18 protein-coding genes and 1 pseudogene are annotated in these 22,816 nt (G+C 71.6%); 7 read left to right on the forward strand and 12 right to left on the reverse strand.

All coding sequences use genetic code 11. From position 1 onward, the window contains the following. Positions 1 to 37: 37 nt before the first annotated feature. Genes RWH45_RS05090 through RWH45_RS05115 form a run of 6 tightly spaced genes read right to left on the reverse strand, consistent with a single transcriptional unit; the run spans position 38 to position 6,324 of the window. Entirely contained in the window at positions 38 to 1,492 is a 1,455-nt protein-coding gene (locus tag RWH45_RS05090) for a sodium/solute symporter (protein WP_315993797.1), read from the reverse strand. Next, a complete protein-coding gene (locus tag RWH45_RS05095; RefSeq protein WP_315993798.1) occupies positions 1,489 to 1,881 on the reverse strand; it encodes a heavy metal transporter in 393 nt (130 codons plus the stop codon). Before RWH45_RS05095 ends, RWH45_RS05090 begins: the two co-directional genes overlap by 4 nt. Before the next feature lie 43 nt (positions 1,882 to 1,924). Beyond that, positions 1,925 to 2,629 (reverse strand): LytR/AlgR family response regulator transcription factor, encoded by a 705-nt coding sequence (locus RWH45_RS05100; protein ID WP_315993799.1) that lies wholly within the window; start codon positions 2,627 to 2,629, stop codon positions 1,925 to 1,927. Next, positions 2,626 to 3,798: a sensor histidine kinase gene (locus RWH45_RS05105; protein WP_315993800.1), complete on the reverse strand. Its 1,173-nt coding sequence runs from the start codon at positions 3,796 to 3,798 to the stop codon at positions 2,626 to 2,628. Before RWH45_RS05105 ends, RWH45_RS05100 begins: the two co-directional genes overlap by 4 nt. Positions 3,799 to 3,811: 13 nt before the next feature. Next, on the reverse strand, positions 3,812 to 4,048 hold the full coding sequence (locus tag RWH45_RS05110; protein ID WP_315993801.1) for a YbdD/YjiX family protein: 237 nt from the start codon (positions 4,046 to 4,048) through the stop codon (positions 3,812 to 3,814). A gap of 11 nt (positions 4,049 to 4,059) precedes the next feature. Continuing rightward, positions 4,060 to 6,324: a carbon starvation CstA family protein gene (locus RWH45_RS05115; protein WP_315993802.1), complete on the reverse strand. Its 2,265-nt coding sequence runs from the start codon at positions 6,322 to 6,324 to the stop codon at positions 4,060 to 4,062. A gap of 189 nt (positions 6,325 to 6,513) precedes the next feature. Between RWH45_RS05115 and RWH45_RS05120 the strand changes: the two genes are divergently transcribed. Together RWH45_RS05120 and RWH45_RS05125 are read left to right on the forward strand one after the other, a co-directional pair. After that, positions 6,514 to 6,825 carry a GNAT family N-acetyltransferase gene (locus RWH45_RS05120; protein ID WP_315993803.1) on the forward strand — a complete coding sequence of 104 codons (312 nt, stop codon included), beginning with the start codon at positions 6,514 to 6,516 and terminating at the stop codon, positions 6,823 to 6,825. Further along, entirely contained in the window at positions 6,822 to 7,844 is a 1,023-nt protein-coding gene (locus RWH45_RS05125; protein WP_315993804.1) for a pirin family protein, read from the forward strand. Before RWH45_RS05120 ends, RWH45_RS05125 begins: the two co-directional genes overlap by 4 nt. Positions 7,845 to 7,932: 88 nt before the next feature. Here the strand turns inward: RWH45_RS05125 and RWH45_RS05130 are convergent, their stop codons facing one another. Next, positions 7,933 to 9,090 carry a M15 family metallopeptidase gene (locus RWH45_RS05130; protein ID WP_315993805.1) on the reverse strand — a complete coding sequence of 386 codons (1,158 nt, stop codon included), beginning with the start codon at positions 9,088 to 9,090 and terminating at the stop codon, positions 7,933 to 7,935. Positions 9,091 to 9,205: 115 nt separating this feature from the next. Between RWH45_RS05130 and RWH45_RS05135 the strand changes: the two genes are divergently transcribed. Further along, a complete protein-coding gene (locus RWH45_RS05135; protein WP_315993806.1) occupies positions 9,206 to 11,179 on the forward strand; it encodes an AAA family ATPase in 1,974 nt (657 codons plus the stop codon). Positions 11,180 to 11,225: 46 nt separating this feature from the next. On the opposite strand, the gene RWH45_RS05140 is transcribed toward RWH45_RS05135, so the two are convergent. Next, positions 11,226 to 11,918: a hypothetical protein gene (locus tag RWH45_RS05140; RefSeq protein WP_315993807.1), complete on the reverse strand. Its 693-nt coding sequence runs from the start codon at positions 11,916 to 11,918 to the stop codon at positions 11,226 to 11,228. A 127-nt stretch (positions 11,919 to 12,045) separates the two neighbouring features. Between RWH45_RS05140 and RWH45_RS05145 the strand changes: the two genes are divergently transcribed. Further along, complete coding sequence (locus RWH45_RS05145) at positions 12,046 to 13,149, forward strand: Rv2578c family radical SAM protein (protein ID WP_315993808.1); 1,104 nt, start codon at positions 12,046 to 12,048, stop codon at positions 13,147 to 13,149. 88 nt (positions 13,150 to 13,237) lie between these two features. Here the strand turns inward: RWH45_RS05145 and RWH45_RS05150 are convergent, their stop codons facing one another. Continuing rightward, the gene (locus tag RWH45_RS05150) at positions 13,238 to 15,436 is read right to left on the reverse strand and encodes a DEAD/DEAH box helicase (protein WP_315993809.1); all 2,199 of its coding nucleotides are present in this window, start codon (positions 15,434 to 15,436) and stop codon (positions 13,238 to 13,240) included. 364 nt (positions 15,437 to 15,800) lie between these two features. Between RWH45_RS05150 and RWH45_RS05155 the strand changes: the two genes are divergently transcribed. From RWH45_RS05155 to RWH45_RS05165, 3 genes and pseudogenes are all read left to right on the forward strand, one after another. After that, positions 15,801 to 16,424, forward strand: coding sequence for an antibiotic biosynthesis monooxygenase (locus RWH45_RS05155; protein WP_315993810.1), 624 nt, complete (start codon positions 15,801 to 15,803; stop codon positions 16,422 to 16,424). Further along, on the forward strand, positions 16,421 to 17,326 hold the full coding sequence (locus RWH45_RS05160; protein WP_315993811.1) for an aldose 1-epimerase family protein: 906 nt from the start codon (positions 16,421 to 16,423) through the stop codon (positions 17,324 to 17,326). Before RWH45_RS05155 ends, RWH45_RS05160 begins: the two co-directional genes overlap by 4 nt. A 241-nt stretch (positions 17,327 to 17,567) precedes the next feature. Beyond that, a pseudogene (locus RWH45_RS05165) lies at positions 17,568 to 18,194 on the forward strand (DUF998 domain-containing protein); the annotation flags it as partial. Positions 18,195 to 18,783: 589 nt separating this feature from the next. Here the strand turns inward: RWH45_RS05165 and RWH45_RS05170 are convergent. The 3 genes from RWH45_RS05170 to RWH45_RS05180 form a co-directional block, all read right to left on the reverse strand. Continuing rightward, positions 18,784 to 21,960 (reverse strand): efflux RND transporter permease subunit, encoded by a 3,177-nt coding sequence (locus RWH45_RS05170; RefSeq protein ID WP_315993812.1) that lies wholly within the window; start codon positions 21,958 to 21,960, stop codon positions 18,784 to 18,786. A gap of 82 nt (positions 21,961 to 22,042) precedes the next feature. After that, the gene (crcB, locus tag RWH45_RS05175) at positions 22,043 to 22,408 is read right to left on the reverse strand and encodes a fluoride efflux transporter CrcB (RefSeq protein ID WP_315993813.1); all 366 of its coding nucleotides are present in this window, start codon (positions 22,406 to 22,408) and stop codon (positions 22,043 to 22,045) included. Beyond that, positions 22,405 to 22,767 (reverse strand): fluoride efflux transporter FluC, encoded by a 363-nt coding sequence (locus tag RWH45_RS05180; protein WP_315994593.1) that lies wholly within the window; start codon positions 22,765 to 22,767, stop codon positions 22,405 to 22,407. The genes crcB and RWH45_RS05180 overlap by 4 nt, the downstream gene beginning before the upstream one ends. Between the last annotated feature and the right edge of the window lie 49 nt (positions 22,768 to 22,816).

Raw genomic sequence — 22,816 nt, forward strand, 5'->3', positions numbered from 1 at the left:
TCGCCGCGGTCCCGACCCGCGGCATCCGCCCTGGGCCTCACGCATCGGGCGTGTGCAACCGGGCGAGGTAGCGCTCCACGCGCACCGGCACGCCCCCGCGGTCGCTCAGCGACACGCCGACGATGACCGCGGTGGTGAGCGGGATCGCCCACGCCGCGGGCTGCGTGAACACCACCGCCCACCCGCCCGCGCCGCGGAGCATCCCGCCCGCCACCAGAGCCGCGCCGCACGACACGGCCCCCACGATCATGCCCGCGACCGCCCCGCGCGCGGTCAGACGCGACCACCACACCCCGAGCAGCAGCACCGGCGACAACGTCGACGCCGCGAAGACGAACACGAGACCGACGCTCGCGACCAGGCCGGCCGGCTCGGTCAGCAGCGCGACGGCGAGCGGCACCAGGGTGCACAGCACCGCCGACAGACGGAACGACCTGACCCCGCCGCCGAAGAGATCCTGGCTCACCACCCCGGCGAGCGAGACGACGATCCCCGACGAGGTCGCCAGGAACGCCGCGAACGCGCCCGCGACGAGCAGGGCCGTGAGCAGCTCCCCGACGAGCCCCGGGAACAGGCGCGAGGGCAGGGCGAGCACGACCGTGTCCGCCAGCCCGGGGAGCGCGAGATCGGGGGCGACGACGCGAGAGATGAGCCCCATGGTCGACGACACCGCGTAGAACGCCCCGATGAGCACGATGACGACCACCGTCGTGCGCCGCGCCGACGCCCCGTCGGGGCTGGTGTAGAACCGCACGAGCACATGCGGCAGGCCGATCGTGCCCAACAGCAGGGCCAGCAGCAGCGACGCGGTGGCGTACACGTCGAGCGCCCCCGGTCCACTCTCGGCGGGGAAGACCTGCACCGGGTCGATCTCGCGGCCGCCGCCCGACAGGGCCGCGAGCAGGAACACCGCGGGTACGAGCAGCGCCGTGAGTTTGAGCCAGTACTGGAACGCCTGCACCGCGGTGATCGCCCGCATCCCTCCCGCGGCGACGATCGCCGCCACCAGCACCGCGACGACGACCCCGCCGGTCCACGGGGGGACGTCGGCCACGACGCCCAGCGCGAGCGCCGCCCCGTGCAGCTGCGGCACGATGTAGAGCCACCCGATCACGAGGACGACGATGCTGGTGACCCGTCTGACGGTGCGGGACTCCAGGCGCGCCTCGACGAAGTCGGGGATCGTGTAGGCGCCGCTGCGGCGGAGGGGAGCCGCGACGAACAGCAGCACCAGCAGATAGCCGGCGGCGTAGCCGATGGGGAACCAGAAGCCCTCCGCCCCCGAGAGCAGCACGAGCCCCGCGAGTCCCAGGAACGTGCCCGCCGACAGGTACTCGCCGCTGATGGCCGACGCGTTCCACACGCTCCCGACGCTGCGCGAGGCGACGAAGAAGTCGCTGCGGGTGCGCGAGGTGCGGATTCCGGCGAACCCGAGGACCGCGGTGACCACGACGAGCAGACCGACCGCCGTCAGATCGAACACCGGGTTCATCCGGCCTCCCCGGGGTCGGCGAGCTGCCGATAACGCCGTTCGTTGCGCGCTGCGGCTCGCGCATAGATGACGGCGAACACCAGGATCAGCGGATAGAAGCCGTAGGCGTGCAGCAGCCACGACAGGGGGACCACCCACAGCACCGGGTCTCCGAGCGCGGGCAGGGCCGCGATGACCCCCGTCAGCGCCGCGGCCATCACCACGAACGACGTCGCGCACGCGAGAGCGAGGCGGAGCTGCGCGCGCACGAGACCGCGCGAGAACACCGCGTCGGCCTCGTCGGCCACGCGACCCGGGAGCGCGAACCCGCGCGTGAGCGGCCGGGCGACACGACCGGCGGTGGATGCCGTGACCCGCACGCGCGGCAACGGACGGGGGTCGGGACTCATGGCATCCGCCGTTCCCGTCGCTCCTCCGCGACCGGTTGCGCCGTCATCGCCGCATCGCCTCCCGCACGGCCGCGACGAGGCGGCGGCTGACGGGGAGCTCGATGTCGCCCAGCAGGACCGTGGGGGCCGTTCCCGACAGACGTACCTCCCGCACCACGTCGCGATGGACGAGGTACGACCGGTGCACGCGCACGAAACCCGCGTCGGCCCAGCGGTCGGCGAGCTCCGAGAGGGTCACGCGCACCAGGTGATCGCCGGTCGGGGTGTACAGCCGCGAGTAATCGCCGTTGGCCTGCACCCAGCGCACCTCGGCCCGTCGCACCCACCGCGTCGCGGAGCCCACCGTGACGGGGATCGTCTCGTCGTCCGCCGCATCGGCGCCCACCCCGGTGGCGAGGGCTCGCCCGAGCGCGCGGGACAGCCGCTCCACGCGGACGGGCTTGAGCACGTAATCCACCGCTTCGAGGTCGAAGGCCCGCACCGCTCCGGAGTCGTCGGCTGTGACGAACACCACCGCCGGGCGTACGCGCAGCGCCGCGAGGGCTCGCGCGAGGTCGAATCCGGAGATCCCGGGCATGTGGATGTCGAGGAAGGCCACGGCCACTCCTCCCCGCTCGAGCACCTGCAGCGCCTCCGCGCCGCCGCTCGCCGTGTGCACCACGTCGACGCGGGGGTCGGCTGACAGCAGCGCCGCGAGCTCGCGCAGCGCCGGAGCCTCGTCGTCGGCGACGAGCACCTCGACGCTCACGCGTGCGCCGTCTCGTGCAGCGGCTGCGATTTGGGCACGCGCAGACGCACCGAGGTGCCCGAGCCGACGTTCGTCTCGACCACGAGGCCGCCCGCGGGCCCGTACAGCTGGCGCAGACGCGCGTCGACGTTGCGCAGCCCCACGTGCGTCGACGGCGCGTCGAGGTCGAGCAGCGCCGCCAGCTCGTGCGGATCCATCCCCACCCCGTCGTCGTCGACGATCACCTCGGTGTGCGTGCCGTCGTCGATCGAGGTCACGGTGAGCACTCCTCCGCCCTCACCGGGTTCGAGCCCGTGCCGAACGGCGTTCTCGACGAGGGGCTGCACGGAGAGGAACGGGATGACGGTCGCCAGGGTCTCGGGGGCGATGCGCAGCCGCACGGTGAGCCGCTCGCCGAAGCGCGCCCGTTCCAGTTCCAGGTAGGAGTGGATGCTGCGCAGTTCCTCCGACAGCGTCGTGAACTCCCCCTGCCGACGGAACGAGTACCGCGTGAAGTCGGCGAACTCGAGCACGAGATCGCGCGCCCGCGGCGGGTCGGTCGAGATGAACGACGCGATCGCGGTCAGGGCGTTGTAGATGAAGTGCGGGCTGATCTGCGCGCGCAGCGCCCGCAGTTCCGCCTCGGCCAACGCCGCCCGCGACGCGTCGAGGCCGGCGAGCTCGATCTGGGCCGCGCACCAGTCGGCGACGTCACCGGTCGCGCGCACGAGCGGGCCTCGCGCCTGGTCGGCGAACGCGACGACCGCTCCCCACACCCGTCCGTCGACGACGATGGGCGCGCCCACCGCCGACCCGCCCTCCTCGGAGAACACCTGCCGACGTCCCGTGTCGTACACCCGTGCGGCGATGCGGCGCGCGGAGGTCGCCAGCGCCTCGGATCCGTCGAGCGCCACCCGGTCGGCCCCCGATTCGACGATCGCCACGGCATCCGCTCCGAGCAGCGCGCGCAGGTGCGTGGCCGCACGCTCGGCGTCGGGCTCGTCGCGGCCGCCGCGCAGCGCCGCCGCGGCGGCCGCGGCGACGTGCAGGGTGCGGTGCGTGGCGCGGTCGACGTCGCTGCCGAGATCGCGTGAGCCGCGCGCGAAGCGCCGGGCCGACACGAGGGCCAGGGTCAGGACCGCGCCGACCACGACACCCACGGCGCCCGCGAGCAACGGTGCGTCGAGCATCCTGGCAGCCTACTCAGCAGCAGCGGGCGCCGGGGTTGCGGTCCTGCTCGTCGGATCGCTGACGCCAGAACTGCCGCTCCGTGAGCGGCTGCGCCTGAGGGTGGTGCGCTCGGAGGTGACGCACGTAGACGTCGTAGGCGCGATCGCCCATGAGGGTCGTCACGTACCACCGGATGCCACGGCCCACCCGCGCGAAGCGGGTGCCCATGCTCTCGCGGGGGCCGGGGGCCGTGGCATCCGTGCGGTCCATGATCGACGGCCTCAGTGGTGCGACGACGCGGTCGGACGGTCGGGGTGGTCGGCCGGGAGGGCCTCCCACTGCTTCTCGATGGCGCGCTCCTCCTTCGTGGCGAGGAAGCCCGCCGCGGCGAAGCGGCGCGACGGAACCGGCGCGTCTTCGAGGTTCTCCCCTCCCCCGGCGCGCAGAGCCTTCGCCGTCACGATCACGGCCATGACGATCACGACGATCGCGAGCGTGACGAAGATCACCGACAGCACGCCCTGCACGAAGGTGTTGCGGACGACGGCCTCCATGGCGGCGACGCTCTTGGCGGTGCCGAACTCGGTCTTGCCCTCGGCCAGCGCCCCGCGGAACGCGAAGTGGTTGGCCCAGTACCCGACCGCCGGGACCGGCGAGAAGATCTTGTACATGGATGCCGTGATCGTCACGACCGCGGCGAACGCCAGCGGCGCGGCCACGATCCACAACCATCGGAAGTACGAGCGGCCGCGCTTGGCGACGATCGCGAGCACCACGGCGAGCGCGATCGCGGCGAGCAACTGGTTGGCGATGCCGAACAGCGGGAAGAACGTGTTGATGCCGCCGAGCGGATCGGTCACGCCGAGGATGAGGATCGAGCCCCAGCCCGCGACCATGATCGCGGTGCAGATCCAGGCTCCGGGCCGCCACGAGAGGTCCTTGAACTTCGGGATGACGGTGCCGATCGAGTCCTGGAGCATGAAGCGGGCCACGCGGGTTCCGGCATCCACCGCCGTGAGGATGAACAGCGCCTCGAACATGATGGCGAAGTGGTACCAGAACGCCATCATCGCCTGACCGCCGAGGGCCTGCTGCATGATGTGCGCGAGGCCGAGCGCGAGGGTCGGGGCGCCGCCCGTGCGCGAGACGATCGAGGTCTCGCCCACCGCTGCGGCGGTGGAGGTGAGCATGTCGGGCGTGAGGTTCACCCCGGCCAGGCCCAGTCCGTTCACGAAGGCGACGGCGCCCTCGACGGTGCCGAGGGTGGCTGCAGGCGAGGAGTTCATGGCGAAGTAGATGCCGCGGTCGATCGAGAGGGCGGCGACGAGCGCCATGATCGCGACGAACGACTCCATGAGCATTCCGCCGTAGCCGATGAAGCGCGTCTGGCGCTCCTTCTCGACGAGCTTCGGGGTCGTTCCCGAGGCGATGAGGGCGTGGAAACCGCTCAGCGCGCCGCAGGCGATCGTGACGAAGAGGAACGGGAAGATCGGGCCGCTGAACACCGGGCCCGTCTGGCCACCGGCGAACTCGCTGAACGCGGGGACCGAGATCTCGGGGCGCACGAGCACGATGGCGCCGGCGAGCATCACGATCACGCCGACCTTCATGAAGGTGGAGAGGTAGTCGCGGGGAGCGAGCAGCAGCCAGACCGGCAGCACCGCGGCGACGAAGCCGTAGATGATGATGCCCCACGCGATGACGGAGCGGTCGAGGTGGAAGGCCGCGTAGCCCCACTCGGTCGAGGCCACCCAGCCGCCGGCGACGATCGCCCCGATGAGGAGCACGAAGCCGATGATCGAGATCTCGGTGATGCGGCCCGGGCGGATGTAGCGCAGGTACAGGCCCATGAACAGCGCGATCGGGATCGTCATCGACACGCTGAACACGCCCCACGGGCTCTCGCCGAGGGCGTTCACGACGACGAGCGCGAGGATCGCGACGATGATCAGCATGATCAGCAGGCTCGCGAGGATCGCGGCGGTCCCGCCGATCTTCCCGAGCTCGTCGCGGGCCATCTGACCGATCGTGCGGCCGCCCCGGCGCATAGAGAAGAAGAGCACGAGGTAGTCCTGCACCGCACCGGCGAGGATCACGCCGACGATGATCCAGATCGTGCCCGGGAGATAGCCCATCTGGGCCGCGAGCACGGGGCCGACGAGGGGACCGGCGCCCGCGATGGCGGCGAAGTGGTGGCCGTAAAGCACGCGACGGTCGGTGGGGACGAAGTCCTTGCCGTCGGCCTTCCGCTCGGCGGGGGTCGCGCGGCGGTCGTCGGGGCGCGTGATGTAGCGCTCGATGACCTTCGAGTAGAAGCGGTAGCCGATGAGGTACGTGCAGACGGCGGCGAACACGAACCAGATCGCATTGACGGTCTCCCCGCGCACGATCGCGAGCATCGTCCAGCCGAGGCCGCCCAGCAGGGCGATCCCGATCCACAGGGCGATCTTCGCCGGGGTCCACCGGCTCTCGAGCTTGGCGGGCGGGACCGCGACGGGCGGAAGGTTCGGGTCGGTGACGACGTCGTCGTCGACGGATGCGCTCATGATGCCTCCTGTTCGCGGCGCTGCGGACTCGCCGACACTAAGCGGATGCCGTGCCCCGCCGCCCGCGGCATCCGTCGATCGTGCGGTGAGCGGCGCGAACGGTGCGACGAGCGGCGCGGCGTGTCCAGGGATGGCGGAACATCCATGCCAGCGCATACGTTGCTGTGAGCACCGACGACAGGAGACCCCATGGCCGACGAACTGACCGTGACCCGCAACGACGAGGCGCACCGCTACGAGATCCACGTCGGAGACGAGCTCGGGGGGTTCCTGGAGTTCGAGCCCGCCGGTGACCGCGTCGAACTCCCCCACACCGAGATCGACCCGGCCTTCAAGGGGAAGGGTCTCGGCTCGAAGCTAGCCGGCGAGGCACTGTCCGACCTCGCGCGCCGCGGCGACACCGTCATCCCCTCGTGCCCGTTCGTCGCGCACTACCTCGGCGAGCACGACGTCGACGGCCTCTCGGTCGAGTGGCCCGAGGGCGCCGACGAGGCGTCGTGACCCGCCTCGACGTCGCCCCGCCCGAGGCGGAGGGCCCGGTCGAGTGCGACGGGCCGCGCGCGCTCGTGGTCGAGGCGCGCGAGGTGCCGCTGGGCGGCGTGCGCGGCATGGAGGTGCATCGCACCCTCCCGCACCGCTCGCTGCCGATGGTCGGCGCGTGGTGCTTCCTCGACCGGTTCGGTCCGCAGCAGACCCTCATGCGCGTCGAACCGCACCCCCACATCGGCCTGCAGACGGTCACCTGGCCGATCGTGGGCGAGGTGCGGCACCGGGATGCCGTGGGCAGCGACGTCGTCGTGCGGCCCGGCGTCCTGAACCTCATGACCAGCGGCGCGGGCATCGCGCACTCGGAGTACTCGGTGGGCGAGGGACCGATCCCTCTCGACGCGCTGCAGCTGTGGGTGGCCCTGCCCGAGTCGCGTCGGCACGGCGCCCCCGCCTTCGAGCGCCACGAGGACCTGCCCGTGCTCGACCTGGGCGACGGATCCGACGCGGTCGTCGTGATGGGCGAACTGGGCGGAGTCTCGTCGCCGGCGACCGTGCACACGCCGATCGTCGGCGCGGAGCTGCGCCTGGCCGCCGGTGCCACCGTGCGGATCCCCTTGGACCCCACGTGGGAGTACGCCGTCTCCGGCATGGTCGGCGCCGCCGAAGCGATGACGGGGGTGGATGCCGTCGACGCCGACGCCTCGAGACGACCGGCGCCCGCGATCGAGCCCGGGTCGACGGCATCCGTCGATCACACGCGGCTGGTCTACCTCGGCACCGGACGCGACCACCTGGAGCTGCGCAGCGACGAGGGCGCCCGGGTCTTCCTGCTGGGCGGGGAGCCCTTCGAGGCCGACATCGTGATGTGGTGGAACTTCGTCGGCCGCTCGCACGACGAGATCGCCGAGGCACGCGAGGCGTGGGAGGCCCGCTCTTCCCGGTTCGGCGAGGTCGTCGACCACGGACCCGAGCGCATCCCCGCGCCGCCCCTGCCCGGGGTGCGCCTCACCGCGCGACGACGCCGGGTCTGACGGCCCGCTCGACGGAGGCCGTGCGCAGGGGGCGGGACGGCGGAGCCGCGTGCATCTTCGCAGCGTCGGGACGCCGCCTGCCCGACGCTCAGTACGTCGGCGCCGCCGGGAGCCCGAAGAACTCCTCGAGGGTGGTGTATCCGCCGTCGTGGTACGCCTGGGCGAGCTCCGGCCCGATGAAACGCAGGTGCCAGGCCTCGGGCTCGTAGCCGCTGACATCCTCGCGTCCCTCGGCATAACGCGTGATGAAGCCGAACTCCCAGGCATGCTCCCGCACCCAGGCGCCCTGCGCCGACGCCGCCACGTCGTCGAGCGTCGCGCAAGAGCCGTTGCACGGCACGATGTCGACGGCCTTTCCGGTCTGGTGCTCGCTGAACCCCGGGCGTGCGCTCTCGCGATCGGCCTCGGCCACGCCGCCCACGGCGACCCGACCGGCGTACGTGGACTGCTGCGTGGAGTAGGAGCGGAAGGCGCTCAGATAGCCGATCTCGCCCACCCCCGCGTCGGAGGCCGCGCGGACCATCGCGCTGAGGGCTTCGGCGGGAGCGGCGCGCAGGGCCGACTGCTCCAGAGCGCGCACGTTCGACGGCATGACGAGGTCACCCGGGTAGTAGTCGAGCGGATCGAGCGGGCGCTGCTTGTTGACGACGAGCCACTCGCGATCCGGGTCGCTGAGCGAGACGCAGGGGGCGAGTCCGGATGCCACCGCGGAGCGGAACGCCGCCCCACCGCCCGCAGCGGCGATCGCGGCGGTGTCGTCGCCCTGCGAGAGGGCAGTGGTGAAGGCCGGGTCGTCGCACGGGGTGGCGGTCGCGGCGACGGCGGCGACCTGCGGAACCGGCAGCCCGTCGTCGGGGACGGCGGGGGGACCGGCGACCGCAGCCGACACGACGGAGGCGTCCGCCGCGGCCGAGCCCTCGGCATCCGCGCTGCGCCCGAGCGTCGCGGCCCCCACCACCACGGCACCCACCAGCACCGCGACCGCCGCCCCGGCGACGAGCGCGAGGCGCCGCCGGCGCCGGAGCGGCAGGGGGGCGAAGAGGTCGGGGAGCCGACCTCTCGTCGCGCCCCGCGGCGTCGCGGCCGGTTCGTCGGGCCGCGCCGGGAGCGCGAGGGCACCGGTCGCCGCTTCCCGCAACTGGCGTCGGGTGATGGGCGCCGGGGCCACCGATACAGCCGCCGTCGCGAGTCGCTCGGCCTCCGCGCGCGCGGCGCGGCGGGGAGAGAGCTCGGGATCGGGGGACATCACTGCGTCCATTGTCTCCCGGACGCCCGCTGCGGTCGACCCGTGGCAGGCCGGAGGTTGCCCGACTCACGTCGGCCCGGCAGTCTGGGGACACCGTGAGCCGACCGGGGGGACCATGCTCGACGACGACGACCGCGCACTCATGCGCGCCATGAGCCGCTACTTCGAGACCGTGAACCGCGTCGTCGCCGACGACAGGGCAGGTGAGCGCACCCCGCTCGGCGAGGAGCTGAGCGCTCATCTCGGCGTGGACGTCACCACACTCCCGGTCACCACCGAGACCCTGTCGGCGCACCGCTACGTCGACGCCGACATCGCCCTGGATGAGCTCACCGAACGCGGCGGCGGACGCCTCATCGGCGTGACCGGGGGCGAGCAGCGGTTGCACGTGTCGGCATCCGAGCTGTTCGCGGGCCCCTACTCGCACTTCGCTCCCGGACCGGTGTCGTACGAGTCGCGCGACGTGAGCGCCACCGCCCAGCGGCGGGTCGTCTCGTTCGGCGTGCGGCTGCTCGCCTTCGACGGTCACCCGCTCGTGATCGTGCAGCGCTCGGCGAACCCGCGGTCGATGCCGTCGCAGCCCCAGCTCGAAGTGATCGGCGCGGATCCGGATGCCACGGCGGCGGCGCTCGCGGAGATCCGACGACTGATGATCGAGCGCAGCGTGCTGCGCGGCCACGTGCTGTCGTTCGTGCCGACCGAGTACGGGCACGAGGCCGGGGCCACCTTCCTGCCCCGCCCCGAGGTCGGCGCCGACGACATCGTGCTCGGCGAGGGGGTTCTGCAGCGGATTGTCGATCACGTCGTGGGTATCGGCGACCACCGCGAGGCCCTGCGCTCCGCCGGACAGCACCTCAAGCGCGGCGTCCTGCTCTACGGTCCTCCCGGCACCGGCAAGACGCTCACGGTGCGCCACCTGCTCGCCCGCACGCCGGAGACGACGGCCGTCGTGCTCACCGGATCGAGCATCCGCTTCATCACCGCGGCGGCCGAGATCGCGCGCACCTTCGCCCCCGCCCTCGTCGTGCTCGAAGACATCGACCTGGTGGCGGCCGATCGCGGCTTCTCGCCCGAGCCCGTGCTCTTCGACGTGCTCGACGCCCTGGACGGGTTGGAACCGGATGCCGACATCGCCTTCGTCATGACCACCAATCACGTGCAGATCCTCGAGGAGGCTCTCGCCGCCCGACCGGGTCGCGTCGACCTCGGCGTCGAGATCCCGCTCCCCGACGACGCCGACCGACGCCGACTGTTCCGTCGCTACGCCCAGGGTCTGCCGCTGTCGGCGGAGGCGATCGAGGCCGCAGCCGACCGCGCGCAGGGCACGACGGGCTCGTTCGCAAAGGAGCTGCTGCGCGGCACCGTGCTCCGCGCCGCCGTCCGGGGCGAGGAGGCACCGACCGATGACGATCTGACGGCGGCCCTCGACGAGCTCCTCGACTCGGGAGCCGCTCTGACGCGCGTGCTCCTGGGGGCACGGCCCGAAACCCCTCCACCGTCCCCCTCTGCGTACATCGCCACCGAGACCCCCTTCGTTCCGCGCCCCGGCGGCCCCTCGATGCAGGTGTCGCCCTCGGGGGAGATCGGCTACCACGACGAGACCGACGGCCACTGGGTCGCCCTCGACACCGTCGGCGACGACACGGTCGGTTCGATCGCGTTCGACCAGGAGGTCGAAGACCCGCTCGTCGACACCTCGGAGCCGACCCACGAGCTGAGCTTCCCGATGCCCGTCTGGCACACCGTCTACGCCGAGCTCGGCAACACCGGCTCCGTCGAACGCGTCGGCGGCGACCCGGTCATCGCGGCCCGCACGGAACGGCTTCAAGCTGCCGGCAGCGCGGCGGCCGCGCGGCATCCCGGCCCCCTCGCTCCCAGCGGGTGGCCGCTCGACGACGCGGAATTGCCGGTGTCGCTGGCGGATGGGGACGAGGAGTTCTTGGTGGAGATCCTCGCGGGCGGGCAGCGCGTGACGCGCGGGATCCTGGCGGAGCCCGACCTGCCCGACCATGTACGACGCGAACAAGAGGAGTCCTTCACGGCGGGCGCAGAGGCCCTGCGGTTCATCGCGGCCCGTCTGCCCGACTGAGGTGGTTGCGACCGCTCGTCCCGCCGCGACACTGGCGCGCCGCGCGTCAGGCGATGCCGCTGGATGCGACCTCGGCCGCCGCGAAGAGGGCGACCACGATGCTCAGCACTCCCGCGACCAACAGGAGCGAGGGGTGCGCGAGCCCGATGACGACGCGCCGGGTGTGCGGCAGCTCGGTGAGGAACTCGTCGGGGATCCGATGGCGCTCGGGTACGCCCGCCCACCCGCGCAGGCGCGCGATGTAACCGACGCAGCGGAAGACGAGCACGGCCCAGAGCATCGCGACGATGAACGGCACGACCGCACCGAAGATCTCGAAGGCCTCGACCCACGCTTTCTCGGGATCGGCCCCGGTGTCCTCGGCCAGCTGCACCGCGACCGCCGCGCCGAGGACGACGGAGCCGACCCACAGGATCAGCGCGCCGAGGACCGCGAAGAACCGCGCGAAGAAGTGACCGAGGATGGACTCCTCGTACGCGAGATGCGTGCGCGGCGTCTGCGCGAGCACCAGCAGCGTTGCGCCGAGCGACGGCAGGGCGCCGAGCAGCGAGAGGACGACGCCGGCGGTCTCGTCTTCCACCCAGATCTCGCAGACCACGAGCAGCACCACCGCGACGCCGAGCCAGATCCATCCCGACAGGGTGGGATGCCGCACCACGAAGGAGGGATGCAGCGACTCCACCCGGCGCGCGGACCCGTTCACGAGCGTGTGCCCCCACACGTGCCGGTCCGCATCCATGTCCGCCCCCTGTCCACCCGCGCGGGGCGGGCTTCGCAGCCACAGTAGCGGTTCGCGGTTCGTGCATGCGGACGCATGTGGAGAGGTCGGCCTTGCTTCTGGGTAGAACATGTGTTCGACTGTTCGCATGAGGTGGCAGGGTCAGCAGTTGGGCGTCGACGACACGGCGGCGCTGCCCGGCATGGAGCGCATCGACGGTCTCGTCCGGTCGGTCACGACCCCCGAGTTCGCGGGGATGACGTTCCACGAGGTGCTGTGCAAGACCGCCCTGAACCGCGTGCCCGGCGCGTCGGCCATGCCGTTCGACTGGACGGTGAATCCGTACCGCGGCTGCAGCCATGCGTGCTCGTACTGCTTCGCCCGCAAGACGCACGAGTATCTCGACCTCGACTCCGGCGCCGATTTCGACTCGCAGATCGTGGTGAAGGTCAACGTCCCCGACGTTCTGCGGACCGAGTTGCAGCGCGGATCCTGGGCGCGCGAACCGGTCATGCTCGGCACGAACACCGACCCCTATCAGCGGGCCGAGGGGCGTTACCGCCTGATGCCCGACATCGTCGGTGCCCTCACCGACACCGGAACACCCTTCTCGATCCTCACGAAGGGCACGCTTCTGCGGCGCGATCTGCCGCTGCTGGCGGACGCCGCCCAGCAGGTGAAGGTCTCGCTCGCGATGTCGATCGCCGTCTTCGACGACGCTCTTCAGCACTCGATCGAGCCGGGGACCCCCAGCGCCGAGGCGCGCCTCGAGACGGTGCGCACCGCGACGGCGGCGGGATTCCGCGTGACGGTGTTCCTCATGCCGATCCTCCCCCACCTCACCGACTCGATCCCGGCGCTCGACGACGCCCTCGCCCGCCTGCGTGCGGCCGGCGCCGCGAGGGTGGTCTACGGCGCGCTGCACCTGCGCCCGGGCGCCAAGCAGTGGTTCTTCGCGTGGCTCGAACGCGAGCACCCGCACCTCGTGTCGTCCTACCGCGGCCTCTATCCCGGCGTCTCGGTCACCGCACCCAAGGCGTACCGCACGTGGCTCGGCAAGCGCCTCCGCCCACTGTTGCGCCTGCACCGACTCGACGGGTGGGACGAAGACGACCACCCACGTGGTCGCCCACAACCGGGACTCGCGGCCCGCACCCCGGCCACCAGCAGCCTGGGGCCGGTTCGCACGACCCGGGGCCCGGCATCCCCTCGCCCCCAGGTCGCGCCGGCGAGCGAGCCGAGGCTGTTCTGACGGCGAAGGCCGGGACGTCGCGGCCACCGACGGCAACGGGAAAGCCCCCGCCGCGCGAACGCGAACGGGGGCTTACCGGTGTGACGGATTACGACGTGACGTCGGAGAGCTGACGACCCGAGATCTCCTCGAGCACGTCGTCGCCCAGCTGCGTCGGCTCGAACGGCGCCTCGATCTCCGCACGGTCGAGCAGCTCGGTCATCCGGCGCTGACGCTGACGCGTGATGAGCGTCACCACCGTGCCGCTGCGACCGGCGCGGCCGGTGCGGCCCGAACGGTGCAGGTACGTCTTGTACTCGTCGGGGGCGTCGGCCTGGATGACCAGATCGATGTCGTCGACGTGGATGCCGCGAGCGGCGACGTCGGTGGCCACGAGCACGTTGACGCGACCCGAGGTGAGCTTCTCGAGGTTGCGCGTGCGCTTCTGCTGGTTCAGGTCGCCGTGCAGCGCGACGGCGGCGATACCGGCGTCGTCGAACTGCTCGGCGAGCATCTCGGCGTAGGCCCGGGTGCGGGCGAACACGAGCGTCTTGCCCTCGCGATCGACGAGCGAGTCGAGGATCTGCGCCTTGTCGCGGTGCTCGATCACGAGCACGCGGTGCTCGATCGTGCTCGAGTCCTGGTCTTCACCGGCGACCTCGTAGACGGCCGGCTCGACGAGGAACTCGTCGACCAGGGCCGCGACCTCGCGGTCGAGCGTGGCCGAGAACAGCAGCTTCTGGCTGCCCTTCGCGGTGGCGCGCAGAATGCGCTGCACGGGCTCGAGGAAGCCGAGCTCGCACATGTGATCGGCCTCGTCGAGCACGGCGACCTGCACCTGCGAGAGATCGAGCTTGCCCTGGTTGAGCAGGTCTTCGATGCGACCCGGGGTGCCGATGATGATGTCGACGCCCTTCTTCAGCGCACCGACCTGACGCGCCTGAGGGACGCCGCCGTAGATCTGCGTGGTGAAGAGCCCCACGCTGCGGGCGATGACCTGCACCGTGCGGTCGATCTGCAGGGCGAGCTCGCGGGTCGGCGCGAGGATGAGCGCCTTCGGCGCGCGACCGAACTCACGACGCTGACCGGCCTGGGCGCGCAGGATGCTCTCGACGAGCGGCGCGCCGAAGGCGATGGTCTTGCCCGAGCCGGTGCGGCCACGGGCCAGAACGTCGCGTCCCTCGAGGATCGGCGCCACGGTCGCGGCCTGGATCGGGAACGGCTTGTCGGCACCGAGGCCCGCGAGAGCGCGGACGATGTTGTCGCCGAGACCCAGCTCGGCGAAGCCGGCGCCGGTCACGGTCGCGGCATCCACCGCTTCGGCCTGCAGTCGCTCGTGCACGACGTCGACGCGCTGCTCGTGCTCGGCCGAGCGCTTCGGGCTGGCGTTCCAATCCGAGCGGCTCGGGCCGTCGGCGCGACGCGGACGCTCGTCGAACGAACGGGCGGGGCGGTCGCCGAAGTCGCGACGGGGGCGCTCGTCACGGTCGAACGACCGCGCGGGACGATCGTTGCGGTCGAAGGAACGCGCTGGACGCTCACCGGCGTCACGACGGGGACGGTCGTCCCGATCGAACGAACGCGCCGGGCGATCGTTGCGGTCGAACGAACGCGCCGGACGGTCGTTCCGGTCGAAGGACCGCGCGGGACGGTCGTTCCGGTCGAACGAACGCGCGGGACGGTCGTTGCGATCGAAGGACCGCGCCGGACGGTCGTCACGGTCGAACGAACGCGCGGGACGCTCGTTCCGGTCGAAGGAACGGGCCGGGCGCTCACCCGCGTCACGACGCGGACGCTCGTCACGATCGAACGAACGCGCCGGACGGTCATTGCGATCGAACGAACGCGCCGGACGGTCGTTCCGGTCGAAGGAACGGGCCGGGCGCTCACCCGCGTCACGACGCGGACGCTCGTCACCATCGAACGAACGCGCCGGGCGCTCGTTCCGGTCGAAGGACCGGGCGGGACGCTCGTTCCGGTCGAAGGACCGGGCGGGGCGGTCGTTCCGGTCGAACGAACGCGCGGGACGGTCGTCGAACGAACGGGCGGGACGGTCGTCGCGAGCGGACTGGCGGATGCCACGGGCCTCGTCGCGGCCGGCACGATCCGATGCGCTCCACCGGCGCTTGTCGGGGGCGGCCTCGGTCTCGGCGCGGTAGCCGCGGTGGTTGGGGCTCTTGCTGCCGGGCTTGACGGGGCCCTCGGCACCGGGACGACGCTTGCGGTCCTGGAACGAGGTCTTGGCGCCGTAGCGCGGCTCGAAGTTCTTCGCGGCGCGACCGCCGGCGGGCTTCTTGTTCTTGGGCATGGGGGACTTCCTGGGTTCTGTTCGCGCGAAACAGCGACACCGCTCGTGGCGGTGAGATACCCGGACTGTCGTCGGCCGGGGGCCATTCACTGATGATGGTCGAGGCCGCGATCGCGTCCTGTCCATCGGCCCCTTGGACTCACAAACCCATCCGCGCATCACACGCGGTGTCCAGAGCCGACCGCCCCACGTTACAGCCCGCGCCTGGGAATGGCATCCACGCCCCGGGTCGCCGCGTGCGACGAGAACAGGGGATGCCACCGGAACAGGCCGATTCGGCGGAGAGCCCCCTGTTCTCGCGACATCGCCTGTTCTCGTCACGGCCGGTGCCGACGGAAGCGCCGACAGGACCGAAGATGGACGCATGGCAGACACCGACGCCCACCCCATCACGGTGGCGATCGAGCGGCGCATCGACCCGACGCGCACCGCCGAAGCGACCTCCTGGATGCAGGCCGGCACCGACCTCGCGACCGCGTTCCCGGGCTTCCTCGGCTCGGGCTGGGTGCGCGCGGGCGAGGACAGCGACCTCTGGTACATGCTGTACCGCTTCCGCGACATCACCACGCTCGAGCAGTGGGAGACCTCCTCGCAGCGTGAATGGTGGCTCGACTCCGGGCGCCCGTTCGCGCGCGAGGAGCGCACCGAGCGGCGCACCGGCATCGAGGGGTGGTTCGACGCCGCGTTCGGCTCGGTCCTCGCCCCGACGGATGCCACGACCTCCCCCGTGCAGCAGCCGGTGCCCCCCGCTCCCCCTCGGTGGAAGCAGGCCGTGACGATCTGGGTCGGGTTCTTCCCCACGAACCTCCTCGCGTCGTGGTTGCTGGGCTTCGTCCCGGGGTTCGCCGAGATCCCCCTGCCCCTGCGCGTGCTCGCCACCACCCTCATGCTCACCCCCGTCATGACCTACGCCGTCTTGCCGTGGGTCACCCGGCTGCTCCGTCCGTGGTTGCAGCGTCCGCCCCGCTCCCGAAAGGCCTCGTCATGACCGCTGATCCCACCGGCCGGCGCTTCCACCTGCGCGGCGCGCACTCCTCCGCCGAGATCGCCCAGGTCGGCGCCGCTCTGCGCGCGCTCACCGTCGACGGCGTCGACCTCGTGCCCCGCTACCCCGATGACGTGCCGACGCCCGCGGCATCCGGGGTGGTCCTCGTCCCGTGGCCGAACCGCATCCGCGACGGCCGGTACTCCTTCGACGGCGCCGACCTGCAGCTGGCGATCAGCGAGCCGAAGTTCGGCAACGCGAGCCACGGCCTGCTGCGCTTCGGCGCGTACGAGCCGATCGAGCAGTCCGACGAACGACTCGTGCTCGGAGCCGACGTCGTCCCGCAGACCGGCTATCCGTTCCACCTGCGCACCCGTGTGACCTTCTCCCTCCGGAACGACGGACTCCACGTCGCCCACGACATCGAGAACGTCGGAGCGACGGCCGCTCCCGTCGCGCTGGGCGTGCACCCCTACCTGCAGATCGGCGGGGTTCCCACCGCCGACCTCGTGGTCCGTTCGACCGGCACGACGACGCTCGTCCTCGACGACCGCAACATCCCCGTCGACGAGGTCCCCGTGGGCGCGGGCACCGATTTGCGCGCGGGCGTGCGCCTGGGCGACGCCGCTCTCGACAACGGCTATCGAGGCCTGGACAGGGATGCCGAGGGCCTCGCGCACCACACCCTGACCGCCCCCGACGGGGCTCGCGTCGAGCTCTGGCAGGACGAGGGGTTCCGCTGGGCGCAGGTGTTCACGACCGACCGCTACCCCGGCCACTCCCTCGCCGTCGCGATCGAGCCGATGACGGCGCCCGCGAACGCTTTCGCCACGGGGGACGATCTCGAACGGCTCGAACCGGGAGACATTCTCCACCGGGAATGGGGAGTTCGCTTCTCGGCATAGGTGTCCTTGTCCCCCATTTGGGGGACATAAAATCTCGCATATGACCTGGGGAAAGCTGGGACAACCCCGTACCTATTTGGGCGACGCGAACGATACCATTCGTCGTGACGGATTTCCGTCAAGGCCGGGGGCGGCAAAGGGTCAAGGTTCGCCCCGGTTCATACCCGAATGAGCCGACGGGGGCCGAGGGTCTCGCGATGTGGGGGGATCCTCGTTCCGTCACGAGGAAAGATCCCCCATCATGAGCAGCGCGCTCCGCTCCGCCGTCCCCTTCTCCCTGTCGACGCCGCACCTGACCGGCCTCACCCGCCGTCTGCGCTCTCTCCCGTCGCTGCACGTCGGGGCCGCCGCACTGACCGTGCTCGTGACGGGCCTGCTGCTGGCGATCGCGACGACGAGCGACCCGCTGTGGTGGCAGCTGCATTTCAGCCAGCTGGGAATCTTCGGCGACCTCTCGAGCGCGTTCTTCAACACCACGCTCAAGGTCAGCGGGGTCATCGTCGTGGTCTTCGCGTTCTGCGTGCGCCGCGACGTCCGTCGGCTCGGCCGGGGACCGGTGCGCCGAGGGGCTGCGACCGTGGCATTCATCTGCCTGAATGTCGTCGGCGTCAATCTCGCTCTCGTCGGCTGCATTCCGCTGAACACCGACAAAGACCTCCACGATCGCGTCGCGGGCTCGATGGTCCTCGGTTTCCTCGCCCTCCTGATCAGCGCGCCGATCATGTTCAACCGCCTCGGCAAGCGGATGGCGGTGAGCACCGTGATCGCCACCGTGTGGCTGGTCGTCTCGATCGCCCTCTTCGTCTCGGCGACGATCAATCTCGCTCTGTTCGAGACCATCTCGTGCACCGCGATGTTCGCCTGGTCGGGAATGTTCACGCATGTACTGGCCGGCGCCGCCTCACGGGCCGTGACTCCCGCGCACGCGGACTCCTCGCGCTCCGGCGCCCACCTCGCGGGTCGCCGCGCGCGCAGCCGCCGTCTGGCCGGCTCCCTCGGCGTCGTCTCCTCGACGACCGCCGCCGCGTCCGTGTCGCGCACCCGCTCCCCGCGCGTCAGCGGCCCGGGTCGTACCGCTCGTCGCATGAGCGTCCTCGCCCTCCTCGCCGGCCGCCCCGCCTCATCGCTCGCGGCCCGCGCCGAAGGACGCATCGACCGCGGCTCGTCGATGCGCTCGGTCGGCGCAGACCGGCTCCGCTCCGCTGCGGCGTCCTCGGCACGCGGCCCTCGCGCGGGAGCGACCACGACCGACCCCCACTCGACGCGGTCGCTCGCAACCGCCACTCGGGCGAACGCCCGCGACGACGCCGCGACGACCTCGGCTCCCCTCGAGGCGCGGGGCCCCGCGGCATCCGCCGCCCGCCCCGCGATCGTCGCTCAGGCGGGCGGGTGCGGACCGCGCCGCGGACGCACCGCCGTGACGAGCGGAGCGAGCCCCGCCGCGGGCCCGCGCGCCGTCAGTGCTTCTCGCGCAGCTCGCGTCGGCTCAGCGGGTGCCCGTCGTCCGCGATCGGCGCAGCGCCCACCGACGGCGACGACGCCTCGTCGCGCGCGGCACGCCGCGCCCGTCGACGTTCGCTCGCTCCTTCGATGAGGTTGTAGAGGGTCGGCAGCACGAGCAGCGTCAGGAACGTCGACGACACGAGGCCGCCGATCACGACGACCGCGAGCGGCTGCGAGATGAACCCACCGTGGCCCGTGATGCCGAGGGCCATCGGCACCAGGGCGAAGATGGCGGCGAGCGCCGTCATGAGGATCGGCCGGAGACGTCGCGCCCCACCGACGATCGTGGCGTCGTGGACGCTCAGCCCGCGCGCACGGTACTGATTGACGAGGTCGATCAGCACGATGGCATTCGTCACGACGATGCCCACGAGCATGAGCGCCCCGATCATCCCGGCGACGCCGAGCGGCACGCCCGTCACCAGCAGCAGCAGGATGGCGCCGGTGGCGGCGAACGGGACCGACACGAGCAGTTCGAGGGGCTGGCGCAGCGACTTGAACGTCGCGACCATCACGACGTACACGATGAGGATCGCCGCGAGCAGCGCGAGACCGAGCTGACCGAAGGCGTCCTGCTGGTCGGTGACGGCCCCGCCGACCTTCGCGGTGGCTCCCTCGGGCAGCTGCACGTCGGCGAGGGCCGCGTTCACGCTCGCGGAAGAGCTGCCGAGGTCGTCGGTCGTGGGGGTGACCGTCACGGATGCCGTGCGGAGTCCCCGCGCGGTGGTGATCGAGGGCGGAGTCTGGCTCTGCTCGACGGTGGCGATCTCATCGAGGCGCACGGCGCCCCGGGCGCTGGGGATCTCGAGGGCACGCAGATCGTCGATGGTCTGCGGCGGGTTGGCCGTCGCGAGGTAGACCGTCACGCCCCGACCGTCGAGCTCGACCGTGCCCGCCTGGCGCGGCTGCTGGGCGCCCGACACGAGGGCGCCGACGGTCTGCTCCGAGAGGCCGCGCTCGGCGGCCGCGTCGCGGTCGACGCGCACCGACACGAACGGCAGCGAGGCCGACAGGCTGCTGGTGACCTGGCCGATGCCGTCGCGTCCGTCGAGACCGGCGACGACCGCGTCGTTCGCCTGCTGCAGCGTCGTCGCGTCGGGCGCGGTCACGTCGACCGTGATGTCGGTCGAGCCGAACCCGCTCCCCTGCGCGGAGACCTCGATCTCACCGGCATCCGTCAGCTTCTCGAGTTCGGTGCGCACGCGCTCGCGCAGCTCCACCTGGTCGGTGCCCGACTGCGAGGTGATCGAGTAGGTGATGCCCGAACCGCCTCCCGAGAAGGCGTCGCGCAGCGCCGAACCACTGGAGCCGATCGAGGTCTGCACCGTCTGCACGCCCTCGGTGTCGAGCAGCACCGCCTCGACCTTCTGCGCGGCCGCGTCCTCGGCATCCAGGCTCGGGGCGGATCCGATCTTCTGCGTCACGGTGAAGGTGTTCTGGCCGGAGTCGCCCAGGAAGTCCGTCTTGAGGAGCGGCACCGAGGCGAGCGTGCCACCGAGCACCAGCACGGCAAGGCCCAGGGTCACCCACGAGTGCTTCAGCGTCCAGCTGAGCACGGGAACGTAGGCCTTCTGCAGACGCGAGGGGGGCGCGTCGGCCGCTTCGGGGTCGATGGCGTTGCCCTCGGCATCCCGCACGACCTTCCCCGGCTTGAGGAACCACGACGCCAGCACGGGCACGATCGTCAGCGAGACCAGCAGCGACGCCGCCATCGCGATCGTCACCGTGAGCGAGAACGGGCGGAACAGCTCCCCCGTGACGTCGCCGACGAACGCGATCGGCAGGAACACCGCGACGGAGGTGATCGTGGATGCCGTGATGGCGGCCGCGACCTCGCGCACGGCCCGGATGATGGTGGGGATCTTCTCCGCGTCGCCGACGTAGTGCCGCTTGATGTTCTCGATGACGACGATGGAGTCGTCGACGACGCGGCCGATGGCGATCGTGAGGGCGCCGAGCGTGAGGATGTTCAGCGAGTAGCCGAAGGCCTGGAGCCCGACGAAGGTGATGAGCACACTCGTGGGGATCGAGATCGCGGTGACGAGCGTCGAGCGCACCGACATGAGGAAGATCAGGATCACGACGACCGCGAAGACGAGACCGAGGAGCCCCTCCTGCGCGAGCGCCTCGATCGACTGCGTCACGAACGGCGCCTGGTCGAAGACCACGGTGAAGGTCGCGCCCTGGCCGAGCTGCGACTCGAGACCCGGCAGGGCGGCGAGCACGCCGCGCGAGACGTCGACCGTATTGGCCGCGGGGAGCTTGGTGACGGCGATGGTCAGCGCGGGCTGGCCGTCGACGCGCGAGAGGGTGGTCACGGGGTCCGTCTGCAGCTCGACGGACGCCACGTCGCCGATGGTCGTCTGCCCCGCCTGGAACTGCGCGGCATCCGTCGGCACGAGCGGAAGGGCGGCGATCTCGTCGACGCTGGTGAGCTTGGTGCCCGTCTGGACGGTGAGCGTCTGATCGCCCTCGGTCAGCGAGCCGCCGGGGAAGAGCACGCCGTTCGCGTCGAGGGCGTCGGTGATCGCCTGCTGGCTGAAGCCGCGGTCGCCGAGCTTCGTCGTGTCGGGGGTGATGGTGACGCGCTGGCCGGTGCCGCCGACGATCTGGGCGCCGTTGACGCCGTCGACGTCTTCGAGATCGGGGATGACGCTGCTCTGCAGGATCGACTGCGTGGCTTGCGCGTCGGTGAAGCCGGTGACCGCGAGCTGGATCACGGGGAAGTCGTCGATGCTGGCGGAAGCGACCGTGGTGTCGGCCGACTCGGGCAGCTGATCGTTGATGCGCGCGATCGCGGCCAGGATCTTCTGCTGCGCCGCGGCGAGATCGGTGCCGTAGGTGAACGACGCCGACACGATCGAGGAGTTCGTCGTGCTGGTCGCGGTGGTGGACTCGAGACCCTCGACCCCGCGGATCGCGTTCTCGACGGGCGTCGACACGTCGGCCTCGACCACCTCGGGGGAGGCGCCCGGGTACGTCGTGACGATCGCGAGCTGGGGGAACTCGATCGAGGGGATGAGCTCCTGCTTGAGGCTCGTCAGCGCGAGGCCGCCGAAGATCGCCGCGACGATCGTGACGAGGGCGATGAGGGCACGGTTCTTCAGGCTCAGAACGGCCAGGTACGACACGAAGGACCCTCCGGGATCACGATTCGATACAGGGGTGTATCGAGAAGCCAGTATCCCATGCCCCTCCGCGGCCCGGCGCGGCTCAGAGCAGCGAACCCACCGTGAGGCCGAGGGCGGCGGCGAGCACCGACCCGACGAACGACAGCAGGGCGTACGACACCGCGGCCCGCGTACGCCCCTCTTCGGCGAGCAGGGCGGTGGTCACCGCGACCGCACTGAAGGTCGTGTACCCCCCGAGCAGCCCCGTGCCGAGGATCCAGCGCCACGCCTCGTCCGCCGGGAGCGGACTCAGGATGCCGAGCGCCAGCGCGCCGGTCAGATTGACGACGAGGATGCCCCACGGGAACCGCTCGCCCGTGCGGCGGCGGATCGTGACGTCGAGCAGGTATCGCAGCGCCGCGCCGACGCCGCCGGCGAAGGCGACCGCGACGAAGACCAGGGGCGTCATCGTGCGCGCCCCCCGCGCCCGAGCAGCACGCCGCCCCAGGCGGCCGCGGTGCCGACGATGACCGTCGCCACTCCCCACCACAGCAGCGCGAGGTCGGCCGACTCCACGGCGAGCGCACTGTAGGTGGTGAACCCGCCCAGCACCCCCGTGCCGATGAAGAGCTGCACGCGCTGCGCGCGCAAGGACTCCGGCATCCGGGCCCGCCATCCGAACAGGATGCCGATCGCGAACGCCCCCACGACGTTGATGATCGGCACGAGGGCGGAACCCAGGTCGTCGCCGAGACCGAGGGTGAGTCCCGCGCGCACGGCCGTGCCGATGGCACCGCCCACCGCGACGAGGACCGCGTCACGCCACATGCTCACCGCGCCACCCTACGCCGCCGCCGCGTTCCCCCGGCGCCCGCCG

This window comes from Microbacterium galbum (assembly GCF_032464915.1).
GTDB classification, from domain to species: domain Bacteria; phylum Actinomycetota; class Actinomycetes; order Actinomycetales; family Microbacteriaceae; genus Microbacterium; species Microbacterium galbum.

Bases quoted from the DNA above. Each gene is read 5' to 3' on its own strand.
- RWH45_RS05090 (WP_315993797.1), bottom strand. From the start codon at position 1,492: ATGAACCCGGTGTTCGATCTGACGGCGGTCGGTCTGCTCGTCGTGGTC.
- RWH45_RS05095 (WP_315993798.1), bottom strand. From the start codon at position 1,881: ATGAGTCCCGACCCCCGTCCGTTGCCGCGCGTGCGGGTCACGGCATCC.
- RWH45_RS05105 (WP_315993800.1), bottom strand. From the start codon at position 3,798: ATGCTCGACGCACCGTTGCTCGCGGGCGCCGTGGGTGTCGTGGTCGGC.
- RWH45_RS05110 (WP_315993801.1), bottom strand. From the start codon at position 4,048: ATGGACCGCACGGATGCCACGGCCCCCGGCCCCCGCGAGAGCATGGGC.
- RWH45_RS05115 (WP_315993802.1), bottom strand. From the start codon at position 6,324: ATGAGCGCATCCGTCGACGACGACGTCGTCACCGACCCGAACCTTCCG.
- RWH45_RS05120 (WP_315993803.1), top strand. From the start codon at position 6,514: ATGGCCGACGAACTGACCGTGACCCGCAACGACGAGGCGCACCGCTAC.
- RWH45_RS05130 (WP_315993805.1), bottom strand. From the start codon at position 9,090: ATGTCCCCCGATCCCGAGCTCTCTCCCCGCCGCGCCGCGCGCGCGGAG.
- RWH45_RS05135 (WP_315993806.1), top strand. From the start codon at position 9,206: ATGCTCGACGACGACGACCGCGCACTCATGCGCGCCATGAGCCGCTAC.
- RWH45_RS05140 (WP_315993807.1), bottom strand. From the start codon at position 11,918: ATGGATGCGGACCGGCACGTGTGGGGGCACACGCTCGTGAACGGGTCC.
- RWH45_RS05145 (WP_315993808.1), top strand. From the start codon at position 12,046: ATGAGGTGGCAGGGTCAGCAGTTGGGCGTCGACGACACGGCGGCGCTG.
- RWH45_RS05150 (WP_315993809.1), bottom strand. From the start codon at position 15,436: ATGCCCAAGAACAAGAAGCCCGCCGGCGGTCGCGCCGCGAAGAACTTC.
- RWH45_RS05155 (WP_315993810.1), top strand. From the start codon at position 15,801: ATGGCAGACACCGACGCCCACCCCATCACGGTGGCGATCGAGCGGCGC.
- RWH45_RS05160 (WP_315993811.1), top strand. From the start codon at position 16,421: ATGACCGCTGATCCCACCGGCCGGCGCTTCCACCTGCGCGGCGCGCAC.
- crcB (WP_315993813.1), bottom strand. From the start codon at position 22,408: ATGACGCCCCTGGTCTTCGTCGCGGTCGCCTTCGCCGGCGGCGTCGGC.
- RWH45_RS05180 (WP_315994593.1), bottom strand. From the start codon at position 22,767: ATGTGGCGTGACGCGGTCCTCGTCGCGGTGGGCGGTGCCATCGGCACG.